Source organism: Streptococcus sp. 20925_1_22 (genome assembly GCF_041431685.1).
Taxonomy (GTDB): domain Bacteria; phylum Bacillota; class Bacilli; order Lactobacillales; family Streptococcaceae; genus Streptococcus.
This window is the reverse complement of sequence record NZ_JAPVYE010000003.1, coordinates 70,356-89,172: the sequence shown is the minus strand read 5'-3', so window position 1 is coordinate 89,172 and position 18,817 is coordinate 70,356. Positions and strand designations below refer to the sequence as shown.

Below are 18,817 nucleotides of genomic sequence, written 5' to 3'. Positions count from 1 at the left end.
CTAATTATGATACTAAGGGCGTAAAAAGCGACTGAAAAATAGGAAATCGACGCAGGCTTCGATGAAGCCAAGGAGATTTATCTTTTTTTCGAGCTTTTAGCCCATGTTAAACTCTACAAGTAACTTGGATACAAACCTATCTCAAGTTGCTAGGGTTGCCGCTATCGGCGATCAACCTTGTAGACTTATTAAGTCGCTATAACGATTGTCTGCAATTAGTAAAATTTTAGCTACTTTGACCCTCTACACAAGATTAGATTACATAAAATAATTTATGTAATCTAATTCATGAGAAAGCCTTTTCTTTATTATACCTTATTCTTTGTGATATGTCTTCCGAATAGCGTCTTTGATGCTTTCAACGGTCGGAATCATCGCATTTTCCAAGTTTTGTGCATAAGGCATTGGCACATCTTCACCTGCACAACGGCGGATTGGCGCATCTAGATAGTCAAATGCTTCAGACTCAGAAATAATCGCCGAAATTTCACCAATGAAACCGCTAGTTTTGTGAGCATCATTAACCAAAACGACCTTTCCAGTCTTCTTAACAGAATTGATGATAATATCCTTATCAAGTGGCACCAATGTACGTGGGTCAACCACTTCTACAGAGATACCCTCTTCTGCTAATTCTTCAGCCGCCTGCATGACACGGCGAAGCATTTTTCCGTAGGTAACAACTGTTACATCGGTACCTTCTTTTTTGATTTCGCCAACACCGAGTGGGATCACATACTCAGGATCTAGTGGCACTTCGCCTTTTTGGTTAAATTCAGACTTATATTCCAGGATAATGACTGGGTTGTTGTCTCGGATAGAAGCCTTAAGGAGCCCCTTCATATCAGCAGGAGTTCCTGGAGCGACTACCTTAAGTCCTGGAATGTGGGTAAACCAAGATTCCAAAGACTGCGAGTGCTGAGCGGCAGAACCAACTCCATTGCCTGCTGCACAGCGGACAGTCATTGGGACTTGTCCTTTTCCACCAAACATATAGCGCGTTTTAGCGGCTTGGTTAACAATAGCATCCATGGCGATTACAGAGAAGTCCATAAAGGTCATGTCTACGATTGGACGCAGCCCTGTCATAGCTGCTCCAGCTGCTGCACCAGAAATAGCTGCTTCAGAAATCGGACAGTCACGTACACGCTCTGGCCCGAACTCTTCCAGCATACCAACAGATGTTCCGAAATCTCCACCAAAGACTCCGACATCTTCTCCCATCAAGAGTACATTTTCATCACGACGCATTTCCTCAGACATAGCGAGGATAATGGTGTCACGGAAAGACATAGTTTTAGTTTCCATTTTCTTTTTCTCCTCTCTTTAGTCTGCGTAAATATCTTCAAAGGCAGATTCAAGCGGCGGAAATGGGCTCTCTTCTGCGAACTTCACAGATGCTTCTACTGTTTCTTTGACTCCAGCTTGGATAACTTCCAGCTCTTCCTCGCTTGCAATCTTGTTTTCCAGCAAGTACTTACGAAGATTTTCAATTGGATCTTTTTTCTTCCATTCTTCCACTTCTTCACGAGTACGGTATTTACCTGGGTCAGAAGATGAATGTCCCAACCAACGATAGGTCACGCTCTCAATTAAGACAGGTCCTTTACCACTGCGAACATGCTCCACAGCCTTTTGGAAACCTTCATAGACATCCAGAACATTATTGCCATCTTCGATGAACATACCTGGAATACCATAAGCTGCACTGCGCTCGTGGATGTGCTCTACATTGGTCATTTTCTTGATGTCGGCAGAAATACCATAGCCATTATTGATACAATAGAAAATAACGGGCAGATTCCAGATAGAAGCCATGTTGACTGCTTCGTGGAAGACACCTTCGTTGGTAGCACCGTCACCAAAGAAGCAGACAACAATCTTGCCTGTCTTCTGCATTTGCTGGGTCAGAGCTGCTCCGACAGCAATTCCCATGCCACCGCCTACGATACCATTAGCACCAAGGTTGCCGGCATCTAGGTCAGCAATGTGCATAGAGCCGCCTTTTCCTTTACAGGTTCCGGTGTATTTCCCTAGGATTTCCGCCATCATTTCGTTGAGGTTGATTCCTTTGGCGATAGCTTGACCGTGTCCCCGGTGATTAGAAGTCAACAAATCATCCTCGTTCAAAGCCAGCATAGCACCGACATTGGCTGCTTCCTCACCTACTGAGAAGTGAGTCATTCCAGGAACCTTTCCTTTTTTTACAAGTTGAGCAATTTTTAAGTCCATGCGACGGATTTCTTCCATCTTACGGAACATCTCTAACAAAAGATTTTTATCTAAAGTTGCCATTTTTTTGCCTTTCTAAGCATAATTCTTCTATTTAATTCTATCTAAAGCGGTAAGCACTGTCAAAACTTTTGCTCAATTACATTTCACAAAGAAAAACCAGTCAATCCATTGGATAAACTGGTTTCCGACACCAAAATAGAAATTTCACAAACTTTTTGTGCTAGAGTAGTTTTTACTATTTTGAAACTGTTATACGAAAATAATAGCAGAGCATGCTTCTGATTAATCTGCCTGTTTAGCAAAATCTGCAATCATCTGCTCCATCTGCTCGCGGCTTGGTGTTGTCAGCATATAAAGGTAGTCACCTTGCAGCTCCGCAAAAGCAGCTGGCATGTCTTTCTTAACCTTGAAGTTATCTCGGTATTTCTCCAGCAAGTCAGCTTCAGGGTAAGCATAGTTCGTTGATGCACGGCGCGAGGTTGCAAGACAATACAACGGCTCCATGTGGGCATCTGGGAAAAGCTCTCCTGCTACAATCGCTGCATAGCCTCTGTAAAGATCGATTGAGTGAGCGAAATTATAGACATCAATGGTAAAGCCGCCTGCTGGACGGTTATTGTACTCAATGGCTACATAATCATCCCCCTCACGGAAGAACTCAATATGGAAAAAGCGTTCTTTCATGCCGAAGATTTTGACAATCGCTTCTCCATAAGCACGCAGCTTTGGATCCATATCCTTGAGAACGTAGTAGGAATTGTCCATCTTATACATCATCAAATCCAGCGGTGTATGAGCATAATCAAAGGTGGTTGCAAAGACGATCTGACCGTCCTTATCTACTAAACCATCAAAAGTACAGATTTCGCCAGACTGGACAAACTTTTCAAAGAAATAAGCTGTCTGATGATCCCATTCTTGCTTGAATCGTTCGACATCTTCTGCTGTTTCCAATTTAAAGGTCGCAGCTGCTCCCACTCCATTATCAGGCTTGGCAATCAAAGGCAGACCAAGTTTCTTGACAGCCAAATCAGCCCCAGCTTCCGTGTTGACAATCTGACCAGGTACGACTGGAACGCCTGCTTTTTTAAAGAGTTTCTTCATCTCTGATTTGAACTTGGTCTTTTTCAAGTCTTTCGGCTTTGCTCCAAAAACATTGAATTGCTCGCGCAACTCAGCGTCCAGTTCCAGCCAGTATTCATTATGAGACTCAATCCGATCTATAGGCCCATGCTTGTAGAAGAGAAAGGCCACCGCTCTTTTTACTTCGTCAAGGTTTTCAAGATTCTCTACTCTGAAATATTCGGTCAATGAATCCTTCAAAGGCTGGTCTAGCTGGTCATAAGGCTCCTGACCGATTCCCAGAACAGTGATTCCTTTGTTAGCCAGTTCAACCGTAAACTGCTGAAAATTTTGTGGATAGTAGGGAGAAATAACAATATAATTCATAGGAAACCTCCTTTAAAAATTGAGTTCATTGAGGAAATAAGGCATTTGCTTACGCCACCAAATCCAGTCATGGGAAACATCATGGCCCCATTCAGCAAACCAAGCTGGAATATTCTTATGATCAAAAGCTTCTTTCAGCGTGTAGAAGGAAGGCAGGCCATCCTGCTCCCAGTCTCCCAAGCCAGTACAAACGATAATATCCGCCTGTCGATAGCGGTCAATAAACCAGCCATCATTTTGATTCCAGATATAGTCAGCTGGCGAGTTTTGATAAATGACTTCGTCGTTCAAATTGTCACCGACAAAGAAACGTGCATCATAGACACCACTAAGGGCAATCACTTTATTGAAAACATCTGGATGCTGCAGGAAGAAATTAACAGCATGATAAGCGCCCATAGAGCAGCCTGTCGTCATCATAGGGTCAAACCAGCCTGTCTTATGCTTGACAAATGGAATCGCTTCTTCAATGACATAACGTTCATAGGTACGATGCATTTCAGCTCGGTCGTGAGGATGCTTCCAGTCCGCCAGCCAGCTCTCACTATCAACGCTGCTGAGAGTGAAAAACTGAACCTTACCGGCCTCAATAAAGCCAGCGCAGGCTTCAATCATGCCAAAGTCAGCATACTCATTGTGGCTGCCGCCTGATGATGCAAAGACTATAATCGGGAGCCCAGCGTGGCCATAGCGATTGACATACATTTCACGGCCTAGATTACCGCTCCAATGGCTTAAAAATTCTACATGCATAGTTTCTACCTCTTTCTCACTGTTTGACTAGCTTACCATTTTTCGCTGATAAAACGGAAACAGTCCGGCAAGTGCTCCGCCCAAGCGATTTCATTGTGAATAGCTCCAGACTGGATTTTAATCTGGATATTGGACAAATCTACCCCAGACACGAGCAACTGTCGGAAATAGCTAAGCGATGAATCAATATAGGCCTGCTTGATGTTGCCAGCCATCAATGTCTTGTCTGTATCATCAGCCTCTTCCGTCCCAACATAAATGAAAACTCGCTGGTCTGGCTGAAGTTTCTTTCTCTCAATATAACGGTCAAAGGCTTCCTGATGCAGCCAATTAGCTGATGAAAAGATGCCCAGACAGCCAATCTGATCTTGGTATTCAACACCGATAAACTGGCTGATATTTCCCCCAAGAGAAGAGCCAATCATAGCCGTATGCAGTCGATCCGACTTGGTCCGATAATGCTGATCAATAAAAGGCTTGACAACTTCCATGACAAACTCCGCATACTCCGTTCCCTTGCCGCCAAACTGAATGCCGGGAATATTGGACTCTTGGAACTTCCAAGCTGAATACTCATTCATCCGCCCTTGACCATCGTTATCAATAGCCACGACAATCATTTTTTCAATATCTGGATTACGCTTGATTGTCGGAATAACCTTCCACGAATGGCCGCTGAAAGACTCCTTGCTATAGAGAACGTTTTGGCCGTCGTGAAAATAAACGACTGGATAGGTCTTATTTGTGTCCTGGCTATAGTTTTTTGGAAGTAAGACGCGGACACGGCGTTTTTGCTTGGTATAAGGAACGACTAACTCATGTGTTTTCATTTCAAGATAAAAATAGGATTTATTCATTTTCAGAAAACTTTCTATTTTCAAAATTTTTATTTATTATATCACAAATTAAGCAAAAAAGTTAGGAAATTCCTAACTTTTTAATGATTTTTATTAGATAATGATAGAAAATAGATTATTTATCCAAATAAGGCTGTAAATCCTGCAAGGCGCGCTCAGCAATTTTCTCATAACGTTCTTTCTTGTCACGAATCCGAGGGCCGTCCAGTTCTTTGATAATGCCAAAATTGACATTCATGGGTTGGAAATGCTTGCTGTCAGCATGAGTAACATAATGAGGCAGACTTCCAATAGCTGTTGTTTCTGGAAAGACAAGTGCTTCTTCTCCCTTGAAGAGTCGAGCAGCGTTAATACCAGCAACTAGACCTGAAGCTGCTGACTCTACGTACCCTTCAACTCCAGTCATTTGACCTGCAAAGAAAAGATTTGGCTGTTTCTTAGAGCGGAAAGTCTGTTCCAGCAGATTTGGAGAGTCCATATAGGAGTTTCGATGCATGACACCATAGCGAACAAATTCTGCATTCTCAAGGCCAGGAATCATCTGAAAGACCCGCTTTTGTTCGCCCCATTTGAGATGGGTTTGGAAGCCAACGATGTTGTAAAGACTGCCTGCTGCATTATCCTGACGAAGCTGAACCACAGCGTATGGCGTCTTATATTCACCATCTCGAGGACCTTGATAGTCATCTGGATATTCCAAACCAACTGGCTTCATCGGTCCATAAAGCATAGTTTTAATCCCTCGCTTAGCCATGACTTCAATTGGCATACAGCCTTCAAAGTATTTTTCCTTCTCAAAGGAATTGAGCGGTGCTTCCTCAGCATTGACCAAAGCATCATGGAAATCCATGAATTCTTGCTTAGTCATAGGTGCATTGAGATAGGCAGCTTCGCCCTTATCATAGCGGGATTTGAGATAGGCCTTGGTCATATCAATGGTATTAACATCAATAATTGGCGCTGCTGCGTCGTAGAAATAAAAACCGTCGCCTCCATTGAGCGAGTGAATTTTTTCCGCCAAAGCATCGCTGGTCAAGGGCCCTGTCGCAATAACTGTGATGGCATCCTCCGGAATTTCGGTGATTTCTTCACGAATGACCTCAATCAATGGATGATTGGTCACTAGCTCCGTTACCATCTGAGAAAAACCTTCTCTATCAACCGCTAGAGCACCACCTGCTGGCACCCGAGTCGCTTCTGCAGATTTTAAAATAACCGAGTCCAACCGCCGCATTTCTTCCTTAAGCAGGCCAACTGCATTGGTCAAGGCATCTCCTCGCAGAGAGTTAGAGCAGACCAGTTCTGCAAAGTCTGCAGTTTTGTGCTGAGGTGTTGACTTGACACCACGCATTTCATAAAGTTTAACTGGAATACCACGTTCTGCGATTTGGTAGGCTGCTTCACTGCCAGCCAGACCAGCACCGATAACATTGATATAGGATGATGACATGATACTCTCCCTTGGATTTTTCTAGATTTTCACTCTGACCATTATAACAAAAAGATAGTAAAAAAGACAGACAGGAGAATTCCTGAATGTCTATCATTTTGTCATTTTTTCCAAATAAGCAATCTTAGCAAAATCCTTATGATTGTTATTTTCATTTCGGTAAGAATCTTGGGAAGAAGCACGGTAGATAGCTAAAAATTGATCTGCAGTCGGCAGCAGAAATTCAACTCCTTCAACTTCTTTTCGAGTCAGCTTCTCTAACGGCACACCAGCGAATGCCTCCAAGGTTTCCATGGCTCCAAACTCAATAGAAAAATCTTCTTTTTGAAATTCATGCTCGTGCAGATCGACTAAGCGATAACCCAAGCGCTCCATCATAGGCTCAATCTTGTCCATATCATAAATACGTTCTTCATCTGGTGCTTCCCAGCCACGCTCATCACCGTGAACATGAATATCAATATCCCGAGCCTGCCAGTCTTGTCCAGTAACTTGCTCCAGACCTAGAGACCCCATCAGAAGTGGAACAATTCCCATCTTATTCAGTTGGGACGCGATTTTTAGAAATTCTCCAAATTTATCTGTCATAAAACTGCACCTCTTCTTCAGAAAATATTTTACGTAATATAAATTATGTAAAATTGCTATTTCACTTTTTCTTCTTCGTAATCGCCATTGCTGCAGACCACTTGCTTGCCGCCACCACGAACTTTCTTTTCAATCAGATAATGGTCACATTTTGGACAGTTCCGGCCAACCGGCTTGTCCCAAGATGTGAAATCACAGTCAGGATAACGATCACAGCCGTAGAAAATGCGATTTCGTTTAGTCTTACGCTCAATAACTTGACCTTTCTGACACTGCGGGCAGGTCACACCGATTTCTTTGACGATAGCCTGAGTGTGACGACAGTCTGGGAAATTGCTGCAGGCATAGAACTTGCCAAATCGACCTAACTTAATGACCATCGGACTGCCACAGACCTCACAGTCAAAACCAGCTGGTTCATCCTTGATTTGGATTTTCTCCATTTCAGTCTCGGCTTTAGACACCTCCTTTTCAAAAGGCTTGTAAAACTCGTCAATAACTTTCTGCCACTGCTCTTTGCCAACTTCTACATCATCCAGTTTTGCTTCCATTTCGGCTGTAAATTTCACATTTACGATGCCTGGGAAGAATTCTACAATCAATGAATTGACAATTTCACCTAGTTCCGTCGGCTCAAAGCGCTTGGAAACCAGCTTAACGTAATATCGTTTCTGAATAGTTTCAATGGTTGGTGCATAGGTAGACGGACGACCAACACCATTTTCTTCCAAAGTCTTAATAAGAGTCGCTTCAGAATAACGAGCAGGTGGCTGGGTAAAGTGCTGTTCTGGATTGGTATTGACACGTTTGACGGTATCGCCCTTTTCCATGTCTGGCAGCATTTTATTTTTGTCAGAGTCGTTATAAATAGCCAGATAGCCATCAAACTTGACCTGACTGCCGTTGGCAGCAAATTGGACACCATTTTGCCCCAGCTTGACATTCATAGTATCAAAGACTGCTGCAGTCATTTGGCTGGCAACAAAGCGGTTCCAAATCAGCGTATAGAGCTTAAGTTGATCCTTATCCAGATACTTTGCGATACTTTCCGGTGTATTGAAAACGCTGGAAGGACGAATGGCCTCGTGGGCATCTTGAGCGCCAGAAGCGTTCTTGGCCTTGCTGCCATGTTTGGAATATTTGTCGCCAAATTTATCTGTGATAAAGCTCGCTGCTTCATTTTGCGCTACTGGGCTGATACGAGTCGAGTCGGTACGCATATACGTAATCAGACCTTGTACGCCAGAACCGATATTAATCCCCTCATAGAGCTGCTGAGCCACCATCATGGTCTTACGAGTCCGGAAATTAATCTTATTAGCAGCATCCTGCTGCATAGAGGAAGTCGTGTAGGGCAGCGGAGCATTGCGTTTACGCTCTTTCTTTTCGACACTGTCGACTGTAAAGTCATCACCCTTGAGGTGAGACAGAACTTCTTTGACCTCATCGTTGTTGGTCAGCTTCATCTTTTTACCATTCATACCATAGAAGCTGGCCTGAAACTGACGAGTTCCCTTCTTGAAGGTTCCGTCAATTGTCCAGTATTCTTCTGGTTTGAAGGCATTGATTTCATTTTCCCGATCGATAATCAGCTTGAGCGCGACAGACTGCACCCGACCAGCTGACAGGCCCTTTTTGACTTTCTTCCAAAGAATAGGAGAAATAGAATAACCAACCAAGCGGTCCAAAACTCGACGAGCCTGCTGGGCATCGACCAGATCCATATCAATCTGGCGCGGCTCTTTAAAAGCGTTCTTGACTGCATCTTTGGTGATTTCATTAAAGACAACACGGTTTTTCTCTTTCTCATCCAGATTAAGAATGTGAGCCAGATGCCAAGAAATAGCTTCTCCTTCGCGGTCCGGGTCACTTGCCAGAAAAACTTGCTTAGCTTTCTTCGCTTCTTTTTTCAAGTCATTAATCAATGGACCTTTACCACGAATATTGATGTATTGCGGCTCATAGTTGTTCTCAAAATCAATGGACATAGTAGACTTTTTCAGGTCACGAATATGCCCGACACTGGCCAGAACCTTGTAGTTTCGTCCCAGATATTTTTCTATTGTCTTTGCCTTAGCAGGCGACTCTACGATGACAAGATTTTTCTTGGTCGTAGACTTTTTCTTTGTTTTTGTTACCAATTTAGACACCTTCTATAAGAAATAAATCTCATAGAGTTTAAACTATTTTTTGATAGATGTCAACTGCTAACTTTTCTTATAGGAAAACTTGTTTTAAAAGTCAAACTCAGAAAGGACGTCAGAGCCTGATGTGATGCACTTTGCGCCCTCTTGAATCAAATGATGGCAACCGTCAGATTTTCCATCTAAAATTGACCCCGGAATAGCAAAGACATCACGCCCTTCTTCCATGGCTCGCTCACAGGTAATCAGACTGCCGGATCGCATCTTGGCTTCTACCACGATGACGCCTCGACAGAGACCGGAGATGATACGATTTCGCTCTGGAAAATGAAATTTCAAGGGCTGTTCACCTGGACCATACTCTGTCAGTAATAAATGATTTTTGCCAATGTAAGTTTGTAATTTTTTATTTGCCTTGGGATAAAAGACATCTAATCCCGTCCCAATGACAGCAATCGTCTGACCTCCGTTTTGCAGGGCAGCCATATGGGCTGCCGTATCTATTCCACGAGCCAGCCCGCTGACGATAACCAATTCATTGTTTAGCTCTTTGACAATCTTTTGTACAGAGGCATTTCCTTGCTTACTGCTGTCGCGACTGCCAACCACCGCAGCCTTGGGCAATTCTAGTAGATTTAGATTTCCCTGATAAAATAACAAAGTCGGGGCATCGTAAATTTCGCATAAATCCCAAGGGTAAATATCATCCAAGATAGAAAAGGACTGGAAAAGTTCAAATTCTTCCTTCAAAGCTGGTAAATCAAGCCGTTTATACTTCTCTATAAAGAGAGCGGGATTGCGGCACTCAGATACGACAGCCTTGTCTCGCAGAGAAAGCTTGCCATCTCTACTCTCAGCATATCTTAAAACATTTAAAACCTGATGATTGGTCAAGCCAGCTTTTTTCATTTTATAAATCTCAAAATTATTCATTTTTTCACCTCACTTTCTTATTCGTAAAAAAGTTTAAAAAAAGGACTGCAATACAGTTCCTTCTTTACGATTTTATTGAATTTGATGTTGTCAATAGCTAGTCTCCTTGCCTATTGCCTTTAACACATTTTTTTATTCTTTATGAACAGGGATTTCCTTAATAATTCGTGCTGGATTACCAGCCAAGACTACATTGTCACCAAAAGACTTGGTCACAACCGCTCCGGCACCAACCACGACATTATCCCCTAGTGTCACGCCTGGCAGAATCGTCACACCTCCGCCAGCCCAGAAATTATCACCAATAGTGATTGGTGCTCCGTACTCAATACCGGAATTTCTTTCCACTGGATCAAGCGGATGAAGAGGTGTCAGAAACTGGCAATTTGGACCGAGCATAGCATTGTCTCCGATGCGAATTTGGCAAACGTCCAGCATAGTCAGATTCCAGTTAGAACAAAAATTTTCTCCTAAATGAATGTTAATTCCGTAGTCGCAAACCAAATCTGGCTTCATAGCAAGATTCTCCCCTGTGCTGCCAAACCATTCTTTGATAATAGCACTTCTCTTGTCGCTGTCTTGCTCTTGGTTAAAACGATATTGAAATTCTTTGGATCGGGCTCTAATTTTTCTTAAATCTTCGTCTTGTGGTCGGTAAATCTCTCCAGCAATCATTTTTTCGTATTCGCTTTGCATGTCATCCTCCTTTTCATGCGTGACAAATGGATAGTCAGGTACAGTTGTTCATCCTCTGATGTTTGGTAATTTCTGGTTTGCTTTAAAAATTCAGCAATCTTCCTAGTTGTCTCATAAGCCAAGGGATACTTACATTTAAGTAAGTCAAACATCTCATTATCCTCCAAGTCACGGTGACCGCTATTAGTCAGAACTCGCTCACAGAAAAATTTTAGATGGGTCATGAAGCGTTCAAGGTAGATGTCTTCCTCGTCTAAAGAAATTTCCAAACTGTACTTGACAATGGTCATGATTTCCTCCATCATCATAGTCAAATCATGTGCAGCTCCGTCACCATTTTCCAGCTCTGCATTGACCAAGGTCAGCGCCATAAATGCTGCTTCATCATCTGGAAGCTCCTTGCTGACATAAGTACTCAAAAGCTGTTTTGCATACTGACCAACTTCAAACTCGATAGGAAAAAAGCGTTTAATATCCCACATGAGGAAATTCTTGAGGTAAATATCATCTTCCAAGCGCAGCAAGACTCCGTGGATATGATCTGCCATCGCCAGAAAAGCAGTGTCTTTGAGCTTCTTCTGCAGTTTCTCTCTTGCGAAAGAAATAATCTTATCCGACATTTCCATGACCTCTGCTGGCAACTCCATCAGAAGCTGGCGTCTATTTTCTGACAAGACATACTTTTTCTCAATCAGCTCATCTGGAATCTCCTGGCCAACTTTTCGACCAAAGGCCAGTCCTCGTCCCATTAGAATAACTTCTTCTTGGTCTTCTTCAGAAATCACCACATTATTGTTTAAGATTTTACTGATTAGCATGTCTCACCTCTTCGTGCCTATTCACACATGGATTTTACAGGTTCAAATGTCTTGCGATGAATAGGAGTTACGCCGTTTCTTTCCAATCCTTGCAAATGATTTTTGGTTCCATAACCAGCATTTTTCGCAAAATCATAGCCAGGAAATTCCTTGTCATAGTCTGCCATCAGCTTATCCCGAGTGACCTTAGCAACAATACTGGCTGCCGCGATAGACAGAGAGTTGGCATCGCCCTTGATGATGGACTCTTGCGGAATATCAACATCCAGTTTCATGGCATCAATCAGCAGATAATCTGGCTTGAGACTCAATTTAGACAAAGCTTTTTTCATAGCAAGTTTAGTCGCTTCGTAGATATTGACTTGATCAATAATCTCGCTGTCCATCAGGCCAATACCGACTGCCAAGGCTTTATCCATGACTGCTTGATAGATATCTTGGTGCTTTTTCTTATGAATCTTCTTACTGTCGTTGAGCCCCTTAATTTTACATCCTGGAGGTAAGATAACAGCTGCAGCGACAACTGGTCCAGCTAGAGGACCACGGCCGACTTCATCAATTCCAGCAATCGCCTGATAGCCGGCTTTATAAAGTTCTTTTTCATACCGTAACATCTGCTCCAGACGCAAATCCTCATCTAACTCCGCCTGAATAGCTCTTTTACGCTTTTCAATCGCCTTTTGAACTCCACTACGCTGATCCTTCGCCACCTCTTCTAAAAAAGAATCGGACAACTCAGTCACCAACTCCAAGCGCTGCTGAATTTCCTTAATCGTTGCCATCTAATTCTCCTACTGTATCCAAGCAGTAACGGCCCAGCTTACCATCACGAACATCTTTGACAAATAAGCTATAAAAACGATCGTAGTCATCACGGAAACCAAGTTTTTGGGTCATATCCATAATCATATCTGGCGCTTCCTGACTTAGATCCAGCTGCTTGAAACGTGCTGTCAGCTCCTCAGGATAATGCTCCTTGAAATAATTAAGGCCAAAAATCGTCACCTCATCCATAGGTAGCAGATTATCCTTAATAGCTCCAGTCAGGGCAAGCTTGAGAGCAACCGTCTCATCTTCAAACTTAGGCCACAGAATCCCTGGTGTATCCAAAATTTCCAGGTCTTTATTTGACTTGAGCCATTGCTGACCCTTGGTCACACCTGGCTTATTCCCTACAACAGCGATTTTCTTACCAGCTAAGCGATTCATGAGGGTTGATTTTCCGGCATTGGGAATACCGATTATCATGGTACGTAGGGTTTCGATGCGAATCCCTCTCTCTTTCTGACGAGCTAATTTATCAGCCATAAGTTTCTTAGCCGCATCTGTTACTTTTTTAACAGCAGATTGCTCTTTGGAATTAATAGATAAAGTCGGAATCCCTTGACTTTCAAAATAGCTCTGCCATTCCTTAATACGAACAGGGTCTGCCAAATCAGCTTTGTTTAAAATCAAAAGCTTGGGTTTATAACCCACAATCTTAGTCAGCATGGGATTCTGACTGGATAAAGGAAGTCGCGCATCAACCAGTATCGTCACAAAATCAACAAACTTAATATTTTCCTGTACCTGTCTCCGTGCCTTGGACATATGCCCCGGAAACCATTGAATCGTTGCCATAATTTATCCTTTCAACGAATATCATTGATAAAATTTTATATCTTTACCTATTTTAACATATTTCTAGGATTTAAGCGGATGAATGCTAAAGCGACACTCTCTACCTCAAGAGTAAAAAAAGCCCTATTGGGCCTTTTTAACTTTATCTCACTTGCTCAAAATGCAGATGTACAGCGATATGATCTCTATAGCCGTTGCGCTCTAAATCGCGTTGAAGGCGATAGGAAATATAATGCTCTGCGATGGTAATATAACCTGCACCCAAGAGGCGGCTTTCAACCATGGATTGGATCATGCTAATCGTCGCACGTTCAACCTTAGCTTCTTCCAAATCTAGAACGACTTTCTTTGTAACCTGCGCTAAATTCTGACGCAAATCATCTGTCAACACATAGACAGTCTGCGCCGCCTTTAAAACCGCTTGATAGATTTTATCTGGATCAAATTCTACAACCTCACCGCTCCGTTTAATAACTTGCATAAAAAAACTCCTTTTATAATATATATTTCTAATCTGATGTATATCTCTAACATGACTGCTGCCAATCTAGTTATCTATAGTCTGCTCAAAAAGAAATTCCAAAGCTAGACCATACTTTTACATTATATAATTTTTTCCAATATTTTTCAAAGGATGCTTCCATTTTTTTATCCTTAAAAGACCATATAAAAAAGGACCGCTCTGGGCAATCCTTTCTAGAAATATTTTTTTCAATCTTATCAATCAATAATCCGGTCTCAGGACACCTTTAACCGTCTCTTTGGTTGCTTGGTAGTCGCCATCAACCACGACCTTGATAATACGTTTGGCATCTTCTTCAGGCGCAGGCACAAGCGGTAAGCGGGTTGGACCAGCTGCAAATCCTAAGTAATTAAGGACTGCCTTGACAGGGGCAGGGCTTGGGTAAGAGAAAAGAGCATTGACTTTAGGGATGAATTTCCGTTGGATAGCTGCTGCTTTTTTGATGTCATTGTGCTCAATAGCATCCAGCATTTCAAACATTTCATCACCATTTGTGTGAGAAGCAACTGAAATAACTCCATCAGCTCCCAGATTCATAGCATGAAAGGCATCGCCATCCTCACCAGTGTAAATCAGAAACTCCTCTGGACGATGCTCAATCAGATAGGCCATATTCGCCAGACTGGTACATTCTTTAACGCCGATAATGTTTGGATGTTCTGCCAACCTCAGCATAGTCTCAGGTGTCATCTCAACTACTACCCGTCCAGGTATATTGTAGATAATGATAGGCAGGTTTGAAGCATCTGCAATGGCTTTAAAGTGCTGATACATCCCTTCCTGAGAAGGTTTGTTGTAATAGGGTACGATGGCCAAACCAGCTGCAAAACCACCAAATGCATCTACTTCTTTGACGAATTCGATAGAGTCGCGCGTTTCATTGGTACCGACACCGGCTATCAAAGGAACACGCCCCTTGACAACCTTTTGAACAGCCGCAAATAATTCCAACTCTTCATCGTGAGTCAGGGTTGGACTTTCAGCAGTTGTTCCAGCTAGCAAAATCCCATCCGTATGATGCGCCAAAAGGTGCTCAATCAAGTCTGGAATAGCTTCAAAATTGATAGAACCATCATCATGAAAAGGAGTAATAAAAGCTGTGATGATTTTACAGTTTTTCAGATCCGCATACGCCATAAACTTACCTCTCTTTATACGAAAAGAGGGTTGAAAGAACGACTATTCAACCCTGTGCTGTCAAGTTTCCTTGGTCACTTTATTTTAATTCAAAAACAACTTCTGCTGTCGGACGAACTAAACCACGCTCATGCAGTGTCTCTGCGATTTGAACAGAATTCCAAGCCGCTCCTTTAAGAAGATTGTCTGAAACGACCCACATGTGGATTCCTTTTTCCGCATCAAGATCCTTGCGAATCCGACCAACAAAGGTTTCTTTCTTACCAACTGCATTGATTGCTTGCGGATAAACCTGATGAGCTACATCATCCTCCAGAACAGCACCAGGAAAGGCTGAAATTGCTGCTTTTACCTGATCAATAGGTGCAACTTCCTTAGTCTCGATGTAGACAGACTCTGAGTGAGCAGATAAAATCGGAAGGCGAACACATGTCGCAGAAACAGCAATAGAATCATCTTCCATGATTTTCTTGGTTTCCTTGGTCATCTTCATCTCTTCATAAGTGTAGTCGTTATCTGTAAAGACATCAATCTGAGGTAAGGCATTAAAAGCAATAGGATAATGTTTTTTATCACCGCCACATGGGAGGATATTGGCTTCCGTGTCCTTAGGATTCACACCATCATTGAGAACAGAGCGCAATTGAGCTTGGGTTTCAAGAATAGCTCCCATACCTGCACCAGAAACAGCTTGATAGGTAGACACAATGATGCGCTCCAGCCCCCATTGCTGACGAACAGGCTCTAAAGCCACCATCATCTGAATTGTCGAGCAGTTAGGGCAAGCGATAATTCCCTTGTGCTGATCTAAGGCATGGGCGTTGACTTCTGGAACAACCAAAGGAACATCAGGATTTTGACGGAAATAAGAGGTGTTATCGACCACTACTGCTCCAGCTTTGACTGCGTAAGGAGCGAATTTTGCTGAGGTAGAACCACCAGCTGAAAAGAGAGCAATATCTACACCTTCAAAAGCCGTCTCAGTCGTCTCTTCAATAGTAATGTCTTGTCCCTTGAACTGGAGAACTTTACCAGCTGAACGAGCAGACGCCAGATAGCGTATTTTATCAATTGGAAGGCTAGACTCTTCCAGCATTTTAATCATTTGAGATCCAACGGCACCAGTGGCACCTACTACAGCAACTGTATATCCCATGCGATAACCTCTCTGAATTTTCAAAAAATTTTGTATTGTTAGTATTATACTATTTTTAGGGAAAAATGCAAATATTTCTGAAGAATATAAGTTCGATATTTTAGATAAACTACACATCATTGCCCTACGACTCAACCTCTTCCTGCAGATTCGTTTCGTTAAGAGCAATAGCACTCACAACGTCGACCGTCTCAGTATCAATGTCTCTAAGCTCGGCTGCGACTAACCGTCTTGCCTATCTAAGAAAGCTTTCAAGGTTTACAGATTTTGTTCTCACGAACAAAACTGCATCCGTTATTCTACGACTCAACTGCCTTCTGCGAAGTTGTTTCATCAAGAGCAATAGCACTCACGACGCCAACCGTATCAGTATCTATGTCTCTAAGCTCGGCTGCGACTAACGGTCATGCATCTCTAAGAGACATAGAAAAATCCCCAATCCGTAGACTGGGGATAAGGGCACTTTCGTGTGATCAGCAGGTTCACACAACTGATCAAAGTCCGCTCCTGCGTTATGACCTCCCATGCTTCAATTTGCAGAAAATCTGCATATCGACTCATCGCACTTATCTATCATAAGCTATCACTTAGAAAATGTCAAGACAGACAGATTATTAGAATGTTTATAAATACTTACTTCCCTCTCGGATACTGAGCGCAGACATTTCTTCTCGATGTTGTTCAATAAAATCCCTAACCCAGTCTGGATTGGTTTTGGAATAATCTCTCAGCGCCCAGCCGATGGCCTTGTTAATAAAGAATTCTGTTCGGCCTAGATTATTTACTAAAATTTTCTCCAAGAGCTCTGTGTCTGTTTCCTCTTTTCGCAATAGCTGATGATCAATGACTAAGCGCCGCAGCCAGATATCCTCATCACGACTCCAAGCTAAAATAATCTCTTTGGTTTCTGGAAATCGGGCAATGATGGATCCAACCAAGCGGTCCAAAAAGTCTATGGTATCCCACCAAGATTTTGTTTGGGCTAGCTTTTTCAAACGTGGTAAGTCAGATGGTGTCAATAGTTTCTTGCGAATCTCCAGATAATCTAGCACAGTGTACTGAAGTTCTCGATAGGGATTATTCCAAGCTTCATTTATAAAATTCCAGTCAATGATGGAGTCAGTCTGCTGTTTGAAAAAAGCCTTTGTGAGCTTCCGTCTGGCCGGAGTCTTGACTCCTAGAAACTCAAATTTATTTTTCATATAGGCTTTCATAGCTCCCGCATCGTCAGGGTTAGCTACTGCTTTCAGATTTTCAAGTAATTCTTCTACATCCATAACTTACTCCAGCAATTCACGGTCATAAATAGTGTAGTCGCAGCGGTAAATCACGAGGCGCTTGCCGTCAATCAGCAATTCAGAAGTTTTAGGAGCATCGGATTTATCTAGAGAGACCCGGTCGCCAGCATATGCTGCCAGAGGAGTCCCGTTTTGAGATCGAATCAGAATAACCTTTTTCTTTCCGGTAAAGTCGTTTTTAAAAGCTGAAATCATGCGATTCAAAACGGGAACTGAATGGCTACTCTCCTCAACATCTGCAGTCTTTTGATATTGAGCAAACACATCTTTCAAGCCTTTTTCTTCTGCAATTAAGGAAGAGCCCACATGGTCAATCTCATACTTACCCAAGGTGATTTTGAGCACAGATGAGTCTTCCTTGGACTTTCCTTCCTCATCAACTGAGTCAAACTCCTCGTTACGCGAGATGGATAGAGACTTGCCCGACATTTGGTCAATGAGCTGAGAATTTTCATCATAGGTGCGAACCGTCATCTCTAAGCCAATCCATTCCTCCTTGGCATTTTTAAACCAATTTTCAACGGACTGACAACCGGTCAAGGTCAAAAGGGTAATGCTTAGAAGAGTTATTAATAAATGTTTCTTTTTCATCATTTCCACTCCATTTCTTTTAAAAGTTTGATGGATCCAACATGCTTTTCTAAGGATTTTTGTAGCCAAACAATGTCATGCCAACGGTTAAATTTATAGCCAATTTTAGGGAAATGTGCTACTTGCTGATAACCTCGCTTAGTATGAAAAGCAATGCTATCTTCGTTAGGCAGAGAAATACAGGCTAGAAAATGCATATATCCCATCTGATCTAACAGGTCTTCAAGTTCATCATAAAGCTTACTGCCGACTCCTTTTCCTCTAGCATCTTGACTGACATAGACAGATAATTCCACCGCCCAATCATAGGCTGCACGCGCATAATAAGTCGAAGCATAGGCATAGCCTAAAATTAAACCGTCTTCTTCCGCTACGAGATAAGGATATTTTTCCAATGTTTTCTCAATCCTATTTGCAAAATCCTCAATAGTCGGTACTTCATATTCAAAAGTGATGGCTGTATTCTCTACATAAGGCGCATAAATAGCAAGCAAGGTCGCAGCGTCTGATGGTGTTGCTAATCTAATGTTCATGTTAACTCCGTAGTCTATTCTCAGTATTTCCACTAT

19 protein-coding genes are annotated in these 18,817 nt (G+C 42.5%); all 19 read right to left on the bottom strand.

Going from position 1 to position 18,817, the window contains the following annotated elements; all coding sequences use genetic code 11:
- Window positions 1-315: 315 nt before the first annotated feature.
- Window positions 316-1,308 (bottom strand): alpha-ketoacid dehydrogenase subunit beta, encoded by a 993-nt coding sequence (locus tag O3621_RS04885; protein WP_002900354.1) that lies wholly within the window; start codon window positions 1,306-1,308, stop codon window positions 316-318.
- An 18-nt stretch (window positions 1,309-1,326) separates the two neighbouring features.
- Window positions 1,327-2,295, bottom strand: a complete 969-nt coding sequence (locus tag O3621_RS04880) for a thiamine pyrophosphate-dependent dehydrogenase E1 component subunit alpha (protein WP_311154056.1) — start codon at window positions 2,293-2,295, stop codon at window positions 1,327-1,329.
- Window positions 2,296-2,517: 222 nt separating this feature from the next.
- Window positions 2,518-3,684 carry an ATP-grasp domain-containing protein gene (locus tag O3621_RS04875; protein WP_314450171.1) on the bottom strand — a complete coding sequence of 389 codons (1,167 nt, stop codon included), beginning with the start codon at window positions 3,682-3,684 and terminating at the stop codon, window positions 2,518-2,520.
- Between the two features lie 12 nt (window positions 3,685-3,696).
- Window positions 3,697-4,437 (bottom strand): alpha/beta hydrolase-fold protein, encoded by a 741-nt coding sequence (locus O3621_RS04870; RefSeq protein WP_314450169.1) that lies wholly within the window; start codon window positions 4,435-4,437, stop codon window positions 3,697-3,699.
- Between the two features lie 32 nt (window positions 4,438-4,469).
- Window positions 4,470-5,294, bottom strand: a complete 825-nt coding sequence (locus O3621_RS04865; protein WP_314450168.1) for an alpha/beta hydrolase — start codon at window positions 5,292-5,294, stop codon at window positions 4,470-4,472.
- 115 nt (window positions 5,295-5,409) lie between these two features.
- Window positions 5,410-6,744, bottom strand: coding sequence for a methylenetetrahydrofolate--tRNA-(uracil(54)-C(5))-methyltransferase (FADH(2)-oxidizing) TrmFO (gene trmFO / locus O3621_RS04860; RefSeq protein WP_371513804.1), 1,335 nt, complete (start codon window positions 6,742-6,744; stop codon window positions 5,410-5,412).
- 93 nt (window positions 6,745-6,837) lie between these two features.
- Entirely contained in the window at window positions 6,838-7,332 is a 495-nt protein-coding gene (locus O3621_RS04855; protein WP_314449650.1) for a phosphoribosylanthranilate isomerase, read from the bottom strand.
- Window positions 7,333-7,388: 56 nt separating this feature from the next.
- Complete coding sequence (gene topA, locus O3621_RS04850) at window positions 7,389-9,482, bottom strand: type I DNA topoisomerase (protein WP_314449651.1); 2,094 nt, start codon at window positions 9,480-9,482, stop codon at window positions 7,389-7,391.
- An 84-nt stretch (window positions 9,483-9,566) separates the two neighbouring features.
- The gene (gene dprA / locus O3621_RS04845; protein ID WP_314449652.1) at window positions 9,567-10,409 is read right to left on the bottom strand and encodes a DNA-processing protein DprA; all 843 of its coding nucleotides are present in this window, start codon (window positions 10,407-10,409) and stop codon (window positions 9,567-9,569) included.
- 132 nt (window positions 10,410-10,541) lie between these two features.
- Window positions 10,542-11,105, bottom strand: a complete 564-nt coding sequence (locus tag O3621_RS04840; protein WP_314449653.1) for a sugar O-acetyltransferase — start codon at window positions 11,103-11,105, stop codon at window positions 10,542-10,544.
- On the bottom strand, window positions 11,081-11,923 hold the full coding sequence (locus tag O3621_RS04835) for a PRD domain-containing protein (RefSeq protein ID WP_314449654.1): 843 nt from the start codon (window positions 11,921-11,923) through the stop codon (window positions 11,081-11,083). Before O3621_RS04835 ends, O3621_RS04840 begins: the two co-directional genes overlap by 25 nt.
- A 17-nt stretch (window positions 11,924-11,940) precedes the next feature.
- Window positions 11,941-12,705, bottom strand: coding sequence for a ribonuclease HII (locus tag O3621_RS04830; protein ID WP_314449655.1), 765 nt, complete (start codon window positions 12,703-12,705; stop codon window positions 11,941-11,943).
- Window positions 12,692-13,543, bottom strand: a complete 852-nt coding sequence (ylqF, locus tag O3621_RS04825; protein ID WP_314449656.1) for a ribosome biogenesis GTPase YlqF — start codon at window positions 13,541-13,543, stop codon at window positions 12,692-12,694. Before ylqF ends, O3621_RS04830 begins: the two co-directional genes overlap by 14 nt.
- A 142-nt stretch (window positions 13,544-13,685) precedes the next feature.
- Window positions 13,686-14,024 carry an ATP cone domain-containing protein gene (locus O3621_RS04820; protein WP_314449657.1) on the bottom strand — a complete coding sequence of 113 codons (339 nt, stop codon included), beginning with the start codon at window positions 14,022-14,024 and terminating at the stop codon, window positions 13,686-13,688.
- Window positions 14,025-14,267: 243 nt separating this feature from the next.
- On the bottom strand, window positions 14,268-15,203 hold the full coding sequence (dapA, locus tag O3621_RS04815; protein ID WP_125378451.1) for a 4-hydroxy-tetrahydrodipicolinate synthase: 936 nt from the start codon (window positions 15,201-15,203) through the stop codon (window positions 14,268-14,270).
- Between the two features lie 79 nt (window positions 15,204-15,282).
- The gene (locus O3621_RS04810) at window positions 15,283-16,359 is read right to left on the bottom strand and encodes an aspartate-semialdehyde dehydrogenase (protein ID WP_032910421.1); all 1,077 of its coding nucleotides are present in this window, start codon (window positions 16,357-16,359) and stop codon (window positions 15,283-15,285) included.
- Between the two features lie 623 nt (window positions 16,360-16,982).
- Entirely contained in the window at window positions 16,983-17,636 is a 654-nt protein-coding gene (locus O3621_RS04805) for a DNA alkylation repair protein (RefSeq protein WP_314449658.1), read from the bottom strand.
- A gap of 3 nt (window positions 17,637-17,639) precedes the next feature.
- The gene (locus O3621_RS04800; RefSeq protein WP_314449659.1) at window positions 17,640-18,251 is read right to left on the bottom strand and encodes a DUF5052 family protein; all 612 of its coding nucleotides are present in this window, start codon (window positions 18,249-18,251) and stop codon (window positions 17,640-17,642) included.
- A complete protein-coding gene (locus O3621_RS04795; RefSeq protein WP_314449660.1) occupies window positions 18,248-18,781 on the bottom strand; it encodes a GNAT family N-acetyltransferase in 534 nt (177 codons plus the stop codon). Before O3621_RS04795 ends, O3621_RS04800 begins: the two co-directional genes overlap by 4 nt.
- Window positions 18,782-18,817: the final 36 nt, after the last annotated feature.